General features: G+C 69.6%; 6 protein-coding genes. 5 read left to right on the plus strand and 1 reads right to left on the minus strand.

The features are described from left to right. Positions 1-242: 242 nt before the first annotated feature. Positions 243-1,169 (minus strand): hypothetical protein, encoded by a 927-nt coding sequence (locus VFE05_05805; GenBank protein ID HET6229577.1) that lies wholly within the window; start codon positions 1,167-1,169, stop codon positions 243-245. 729 nt (positions 1,170-1,898) lie between these two features. Between VFE05_05805 and VFE05_05810 the strand changes: the two genes are divergently transcribed. The 5 genes from VFE05_05810 to VFE05_05830 all read left to right on the plus strand — a co-directional run. After that, positions 1,899-3,569 (plus strand): electron-transfer flavoprotein:ubiquinone oxidoreductase, encoded by a 1,671-nt coding sequence (locus VFE05_05810; GenBank protein ID HET6229578.1) that lies wholly within the window; start codon positions 1,899-1,901, stop codon positions 3,567-3,569. A 451-nt stretch (positions 3,570-4,020) separates the two neighbouring features. Then, on the plus strand, positions 4,021-4,737 hold the full coding sequence (locus VFE05_05815) for a methyltransferase domain-containing protein (protein ID HET6229579.1): 717 nt from the start codon (positions 4,021-4,023) through the stop codon (positions 4,735-4,737). Positions 4,738-4,956: 219 nt separating this feature from the next. Beyond that, positions 4,957-5,601: an isochorismatase family cysteine hydrolase gene (locus tag VFE05_05820; protein ID HET6229580.1), complete on the plus strand. Its 645-nt coding sequence runs from the start codon at positions 4,957-4,959 to the stop codon at positions 5,599-5,601. Positions 5,602-5,807: 206 nt separating this feature from the next. Further along, on the plus strand, positions 5,808-6,941 hold the full coding sequence (locus VFE05_05825; GenBank protein HET6229581.1) for an RDD family protein: 1,134 nt from the start codon (positions 5,808-5,810) through the stop codon (positions 6,939-6,941). A 322-nt stretch (positions 6,942-7,263) separates the two neighbouring features. Beyond that, positions 7,264-7,540: hypothetical protein (locus VFE05_05830; protein ID HET6229582.1), on the plus strand; the 277-nt coding region annotated here is incomplete at its 3' end.

The raw sequence follows: 7,540 nt of genomic DNA on the forward strand, positions 1-7,540 counted from the left end.
GGGCGAGGGCCGAGAGCGCGGCGGCTAACGGGAGCTTCGTGCGGATGCTTCTCATGCTTCTGCTTCGCGGCGGGAACGGAAGAGGGACGGCGGCCGTGCGCACGGTGTGGCGCCGGGTCGGCCGGACGGAAGCGCGGACGGAGGGGAACGGGCCGATGGACCGGCCTTCAACCCTAACGAATCCGGAGGGCGGGGCAACGAGCCCCCGCCCTCCGGTGTTCACTGCGGTGCCGCGGGGCGGATCAGCCCTGCAGGCAGCCCTTCTGGCCGCTGGTGTTCAGGAAGCCGGTGCCGGCCGTGTACGCCGCGTTCGACCACTCCATCTGGAGCTTCCAGACCGAGCCGTTGGTGAACGTCACCGGAGCGTGGAACGCCCAGGCGCACTTGTCGCCGTTCTCCTGGCCGCTCGCGTCGTACCAGCCGCCGTTGCGCGGGTCGGTGATCGCCTCGGACAGCTCGTGCGCCGTCACGCTCGCCACGGCCGAGAGGCCCTGCGAGTGCGTGGTCCACGTGTCCTGCGGGTCGCAGCCGGCGATGCCGTCGATGTTGGGCATGTACGCCACCTGCACCGGCTTGCCACCCGTGCACGTGCCGTAGCTGTGCCACGCGCAGTAGCTGACGTGGCCGGCGCCCGTCGACGTGTAGATGAAGTAGACGCCGTTCGGGTCGGGGTTGTTGCCGGTGATCTTGCACGCCTCGGCGACGGCGCCGGAGACGGTCAGCGCCTTGCTGGGCGGCGTGGACGTGTCGATCACGTGGCCCAGGTACGTGGTGGTCGCGCTGACCTGGCCGTTCAGGCCCGTGTACTCGGTATTGGTCGCCGCGTAGGCACTGCTGCCGAAGCCGCTGAAGAAGCTGTCGAGGCCCGTGATCTTGTCGCCCGCGAACGACGCGGTGTTCCACTGCGAGCCCCAGAAGATCGCCTGCGTCTTCGCCGCGACCAGGATGTTGCCGTTGTGGAGGGTCATCAGCGCCGACGTGGTGGCACCGTTCGACGGCTGGGCCTTCTGGCCCTTCGCCGGGTGCATGTGCGGCTCGGCGGCGCCGTGCATGACCGGGGCGTCCACGAAGTCCTTGGCCGACTTGCCGCTCATGGCGGTGGGCGACTGGTCGGTCGTGCCGCAGGCGGCGAGGAAGCTAGCAGCGAACAGAAGGGACAGCTTCTTCATGGAACGGGGCTCCACTGAACGGGTGGGACCCGGCGTCGAACGGACGTTCGAGCGGGGTGCTATCCATAAAGGCAAGAGCGGGCCCGTTTTCGGGCGGCATGCGTGCGGTGGATAACCCTCTGTCGGATAGTCGTTTAGAGACTTACGGCCTATTTGGCGCGCCGACATCTTGTGGTGCAGTATGCACCAAAATGAATCACTATCCACGTGGTTGGAGCCCGATAACTCACTGCAAGCTGATCGCGTGCAGCGGCTAATATTCCTACGTAATACTATACAGCGTAATAAATGTGCCTTTCATGCGCATATTTCCCCACTTGGGGGCGGCCGAAAAGCAACGAAGGCGTCAAAGACCCGATTGCGATCATCGAGACGGCTACACAGGCGGATCAATGGTGCGTTCTGGTGCGAACGTCCGAGGAGGTAGGCTGCGGGAGGGATACGCACTGTTTTTCAGGCGCAGACGTTCTGGCAGGGACGTGGGAGCATTCCGCCGACCGAGCGTAGCCTTCCCGCGATCTGCGGGCCTGGTGACGACGTGCGGCTGATCGGAAGCGCACGGGCCGCTGCCGCGCCGGGCAAACCTTTGCGGCGTGGCGGCGCGGCCCGTATCTTCCCGTCCGATTTCCGCCCGGCCGTGCAGCGGCCGCCCGCACCCGAAACGACTGAAGCGGCTACGCGCGCGCCACCCGGCGCGCGTCGGAGCCCTGAGCGAAAGGGAGACCCCCGATGGCAGAGAGCGCACGCGGAGTGGTCGTGCCCGCCCGGCACCAGGCCGAGCTTCCGCGCGACCGGATGATCCTGGCCGAGGCGCCCGACACGGAAGCCATCGAGATGGACGTGGTGTTCGCGGGCGCGGGTCCGGCCGGTCTGGCGGGCGCCATCGAGCTGGCGCGCCTGTGCAAGAAGGACGGCGAGTCCGGCGGCTCGATGGGCGAGCTGCAGATCGCCGTGCTGGACAAGGCATCGTCGCTCGGCGAGCACAACCTTTCCGGCGCCGTCATCAACCCGCGGGCGTTCAAGGAGCTGTTCCCCGAGCTGGAGGAGAGCGACTTCCCGTTCCGCCAGAAGGTGGACAAAGAGACGGTGGCGCTGCTCACCGAGACGGGCAGCTACCGCATCCCCACGCCGCCGCCCATGCACAACCAGGGCAACTACACCGCCTCCATCTCCGAGGTGGTGCGCTGGCTGGGCGAGAAGGCCGAGGGGCTGGGCGTGAACGTGCTTCCCGGCTTCCCGGTGGACTCGCTGCTGGTGGACGGCGACCGCGTGCGGGGCGTGCGCACCGTGCCGTCGGGCCTGGACCGCGGCGGCCAGCCGGGCGGGCGCTACGAGGCGCCGACCGACGTGACGGCGCAGGTCACGGTGCTCGCCGAGGGCACCCGCGGTGCGCTCACGCAGGCGTACCGCTCGTGGCGCGGCATCGAGTCGGCCAACCCGCAGATCTACGCGCTGGGCGTGAAGGAGGTGTGGGAGGTCAAGGAGCCGCTGGACCGCATCGTCCACACGCTGGGGTGGCCGCTGCCGCGCGACGCGTTCGGCGGCAGCTTCATGTACCCGCTGGGCGGCAACCTCGTCGCGCTGGGCCTCGTGGTCGGGCTGGACTACCGGCAGACCACGCTGGACGTGCACCAGCTGCTCCAGCGCATGAAGCTGCACCCCTTCTTCCGCAAGCACCTGGAAGGCGGTGAGATGGTGGAGTGGGGCGCGAAGACGATCCCCGAGGGAGGCTACTACTCGCTGCCCGCCCGGCGCGTGGGCCACGGGCTGATGATGGTGGGCGACGCGGCCGGCTTCGTGGACGTGCCGTCGCTCAAGGGCATCCACTACGCCATGCAGTCCGGCATCTACGCGGCCCGCGCGGCGTTCGCGGCCATCAAGGGCGGCGACGTCTCTTCCGAGGCGCTGGCGGAGTACGACCGCATGATCGACCACAGCTACGTGGTCGAGGACATGTACCGCACGCGCAACATGCGGCTGGCGTTCAAGGACGGGTTCTTCGTGGGCGGCGTGAAGGCGGGGCTGATGACGCTCACCGGCGGCCGCGTCCCCGGCGGGCAGATCGACATGCACCCCGACGCCGTGGTGCCGCGCAGGGTCACCCCCGAGGCGCCGTTCGTGCCGGACGGGAAGCTGACGTTCAGCAAGGTCGACGCGGTGTTCAAGTCCGGCAACCAGACCCGCGACGACATCCCGTCGCACCTGATCGTGGGGCAGGACGTGTCTGCCGAGGTCGCCACGCTGTACGAGCACCTGTGCCCGGCGGGCGTGTACGAGCGGCAGGGCGACAAGCTGGTGGTGAACGCGCCCAACTGCATCGACTGCAAGGCGACGGACGTGATCGGCCCGCGTTGGACGCCGCGCGAGGGTGGCAGCGGGCCGGCTTACAAGCAGATGTAGTTCTCAGGCTTACAAGCAGATGTAGTTCTCAGGCGCGTCGGACGAGTCTGTCGGGGTTCGTCCGGACGCCACGGCAGGTCGAGCGGGTCTCCGTCTCCGGACGGAGACCCGCTTCGCTTCGGATGCGGTGGTCGTGGCGGTCCGCTCCGGAGCCGGCCGGGCGATACAGCCTGCCCGCCCGTCTCCTCCGCGGGGTCGGCGAGCCTCCTCCTCCGGCCAACGGTACTGCTGTTGGCCTCCGTCCGGGGTCTCCCCGCCCGGCGGGAGCCTCGCGCATCACGCACGCGGACGCATCCCGCCGCGCGAGTCTCCCGCCGTACATCTCGCTATGGGTACTGCGGAACGACATCGCCTCTCCCTGCTTCTCGTCCCTCCCAACCGCTTCCACCGCAAGCAGTTCTCCCCTCTCCCGCTTGCGGGGGAGGGGCCGGGGGAGGGGGCGCCCTTCCGCATGCGATACATCTTCGGCATCATCCCGTTTGCACTCCTCACCCTCTGCGGGCAACTTCACCGCATGAGCCGTCCCGCATCTCTTGACCTCCCGGACGCGATCCGCCGCGGCTACGACGCCGAGGCGGCGCGGTACGACCGCCGCTGGGCGACGTACAATCGGCGCAGCCTCGCACTGCTGCTCCCACATCTCCCGTCTAACACCGGCGCGCTCCTGGACGTCGGCTGCGGCACGGGCAACCTGCTCGCGGCGCTCGCCGGGCGCGGCGCGCTGCCACCCACGTACGCGGGCGCGGACCCATCCGCGGGGATGCTGGCGGTCGCGCGGGCCAAGGCGGAGGCGCTGGGGCTCGCGTCGCGCGCTGCATTCGTGCAGGCGCCCGCGGAGGCGCTGCCGTTCGCGGACGCGGAGTTCGACATGGTCGCGGCGGCATCGTCGCTCCAGTTCTGGGCGGAGCCGCAACGCGCGCTGGCGGAGGTTCGGCGCGTGCTGCAGCCGGGCGGGCGGTTCGCGACGGTGGACTGGTGCCGCGACTTCCGCTCCATGCGCCTGCTCGACGGCTGGATGCGGCTGCGCGGGACGAAGTACCATCGCATGTACTCGTCGGCCGAGCTGGTTTCGCTGCTTCTGGCGTCGGGGTTTCAGTTGGAGACGATGACGCGGAAGAAGATCGGGCCGATGTGGGGGCTGATGGTTGCGGTGGCCGTGCGGCAGTGAATTTCTCGGCGTGCGAGGTGCGGTTCTGAGGATTCGTTGCGGGCGGAGAGACGGGCTGACACGCAGGTCAGCCCCTACATAGTCCGGGGGACGAGGCGTTTCTGCGGCACGAGGGACGGTGGGTAATCGCGGTGCGGATGTGGGTGTTGTGCGGGGTAGCGCGGGGTTTGCTGGAGGACGGGTGATCGGAGGTTTCGAGAACCCTGCTCCCGCGAGCGTATGCCGGCGAAGAACAAGGACCTGCACGGGAACGTGCCGGAGTCGTGCGAGGTCGCGCTGCTGCTGATCGACGTCATCAACGACATGGAGTATCCTGGGGGCGACCTCATCGTACAGCACGCGGTGCCCATGGCGCGGCGGCTGCGCGACTTGGCCGGCCGCGCGCGCGAGGTGGGCGTACCGGTGGTGTACGTGAACGACAACTTCGGGCGCTGGCAGTCGGACTTCCGCAAGGTGTACGAGCATTGCGCGGCAGAGGGCGTGCGCGGCTGCGAGGTGTGCCGCATGCTGGAGCCGCACGACGACGACTACTTCGTGCTCAAGCCCAAGCACTCCGGCTTCTACTCCACCACGCTCGACACGCTGCTGGACTACCTGGGCGCCAAGACGCTGGTGCTCACGGGCATGGCCGGCAACTCGTGCGTGCTCTTCACCGCCAGCGACGCCTTCATGCGCGACTTCCACGTGGTGGTGCCGCCGGACTGCACCGCGTCGCAGACCGCCGCGGCGAACGACAATGCGCTGGACCAGATGCGCGAGGTGCTGAAGGCCGAGCTGATCCCGTCTGCCGAGATCGACTTCGCGGAACTGCAGCGCCGCGCCCGCGAGATCGACGCGGGGGAGGAAGCCGCCGCGCAGTCCTAGCCGCCGACGGGCGGCCGCGATGGCCACGTGCCGCCGCGCATCTCCCGAACGGCCGGGCTGCCGCGCATCCGCCGTGGTGCGCGCGGAAAGGCAGCGGGAGGTTGCCAGCGGGATGGATTCCCTGTAACTTGTTGGCTCTACGCTCGTTCCCTCGCAGGTCCCGCCGGGTCTCCGGCTCTTCTCCACCCGATTTCTCGAAGAGGGCCATGGCCGGCCACGCATCTCCCAACACCACGATCTCGCAGGACGCGTTCTCGGTGGCGCCGCAGCTCATTGGGCTGCCGCTCGCGAGCGCCAAGCGCCGCGCGGCGGCGATGGCGGTCGACCTGCTGATCGTGGCCGTGCTGGTGAACCTGGGCGGCGGCACCCTGCTGGGGCTGGGCGCCGCGGCGCTCTTCTTCAGCATGGCGACCAAGCGGGCCGCGTCCGGCCGCAAGCTGAGCCTGGTTTTCCGCGGCGTGGGCGCGGTGGTGCTCTTCTACATGGCGTTGGGGCTGTGGCACCGCGCCACGCGCGCCATGTCGTCGGCCGGGTCCAGCGTGGTGGAGGCGCTGGCGACCAGCTCCGCGGGGCCCGCGGTGGACGTGAACGGCAAGAAGGTCCCGGTGGCGAGCGGGCTGCTCATCGCGCCGGACATGCTGGAGCTGGAGAAGGCCGAAGACCGCCCCGCCGCCGAGGCGGCCGCGAAGAAGCTGGTGGGCCACATGCACGGCGCGGGCATGGGCGAGCGCGAGATCCGCGGCGCGGTGGGCGACCTGGCGCGCGACCGCGACCGCCCGTGGATGGGCGAGGTGCTGAGCGGCGCGACCGGGCTGGACCTGGCTCCCAAGCCGGTTCCGTCGGACTCGCTGGCGATCGCGTACGGCGCGGCGCTCGCGAAGAAGGACGCGCCCGCCGCCGCCCAGCTTCGCCCGCAGCTCACCGCCGCCCTCGCCGCCGACACGCTGGCCGATGCCGAGGCGCGCATCGGCAAGCTGGAATCGGCCAACGAGGAGCTGAAGGACGCGGCCGAGTCAGCGAAGGACCAGCCCGGCCCCGGCATCCTGAAGGTGCTGGGCAACGCGGCCGACGACCTGGGGCTCAGCTTCGGGTGGATGGCGCTGTACTTCACGGGGTTCCTCGCGCTGTGGCAGGGCCAGACGCCGGGCAAGCGCATCGCCGGCATCCGCGTGATGCGGCTGGGCGGCGAGAAGATCACCTTCTGGGCGGCGTTCGAGCGGTACGGCGGCTACGCGGCGTCGGTGTTCACGGGCTTGCTCGGCTTCGCGCAGATCCTGTGGGACCGCAACCGCCAGGCGCTGCACGACAAGATCGTGGAGACCGTCGTCGTCCGCGTCTGACCACCCGCTGCGCCGCACAGGACGAAGGCCGCATCGCCCCGCGATGCGGCCTTTGTCGTTCTGCGAATGCGTCCCCTGAGATGCGTGTCGGGAGATGCGTGTCGGGAGATGCGTTTGGAGAGATGCGTCGCGACCGAAGGTCCGCCCGGGCGCGTAAACGCGCGGGCTACGACGCGCGAAGACCGCTGCGCGGCCTGCTGCCGTGACATAGAACCGTTTCGGAGGTAGTCCGCTCCGCAGTTCATCTACGGCCCGCATCTACATCGCTGCTCATCCTAACGCTGTTGGGGAAGGAGAAGGCAGCGGGTGCCCGGCCCGATTCTTGACCATCGCGGGCCGGGAACGCACACGGACACGTCCCCGCCCGGAGGCCAGGATCAGCACGCTCACGGCCCGCCGCACCCCGAAGCCGGCCCAGTCGCGGGCGCCCCAGGACCCCGACCGCACGCTCACGCCGGACCTGGAGCTCATCGGCGGCGAGCACGACGACCCGGTGCTGGCGCACTGGCAGGGCAACGTGGGCGCGCCGCTGGCGCTGGACCTGGCCCCGCCGCTGGAGGGCGAGGTGCGCCACATCGACCTGCTCTCGTGGAACATCG

It is taken from the genome of Longimicrobiaceae bacterium (assembly GCA_035696245.1).
Taxonomy (GTDB): domain Bacteria; phylum Gemmatimonadota; class Gemmatimonadetes; order Longimicrobiales; family Longimicrobiaceae; genus DASRQW01.

Bases quoted from the DNA above. Each gene is read 5' to 3' on its own strand.
- VFE05_05825 (HET6229581.1), top strand. From the start codon at position 5,808: ATGGCCGGCCACGCATCTCCCAACACCACGATCTCGCAGGACGCGTTC.
- VFE05_05820 (HET6229580.1), top strand. From the start codon at position 4,957: ATGCCGGCGAAGAACAAGGACCTGCACGGGAACGTGCCGGAGTCGTGC.
- VFE05_05805 (HET6229577.1), bottom strand. From the start codon at position 1,169: ATGAAGAAGCTGTCCCTTCTGTTCGCTGCTAGCTTCCTCGCCGCCTGC.
- VFE05_05815 (HET6229579.1), top strand. From the start codon at position 4,021: ATGCGATACATCTTCGGCATCATCCCGTTTGCACTCCTCACCCTCTGC.
- VFE05_05810 (HET6229578.1), top strand. From the start codon at position 1,899: ATGGCAGAGAGCGCACGCGGAGTGGTCGTGCCCGCCCGGCACCAGGCC.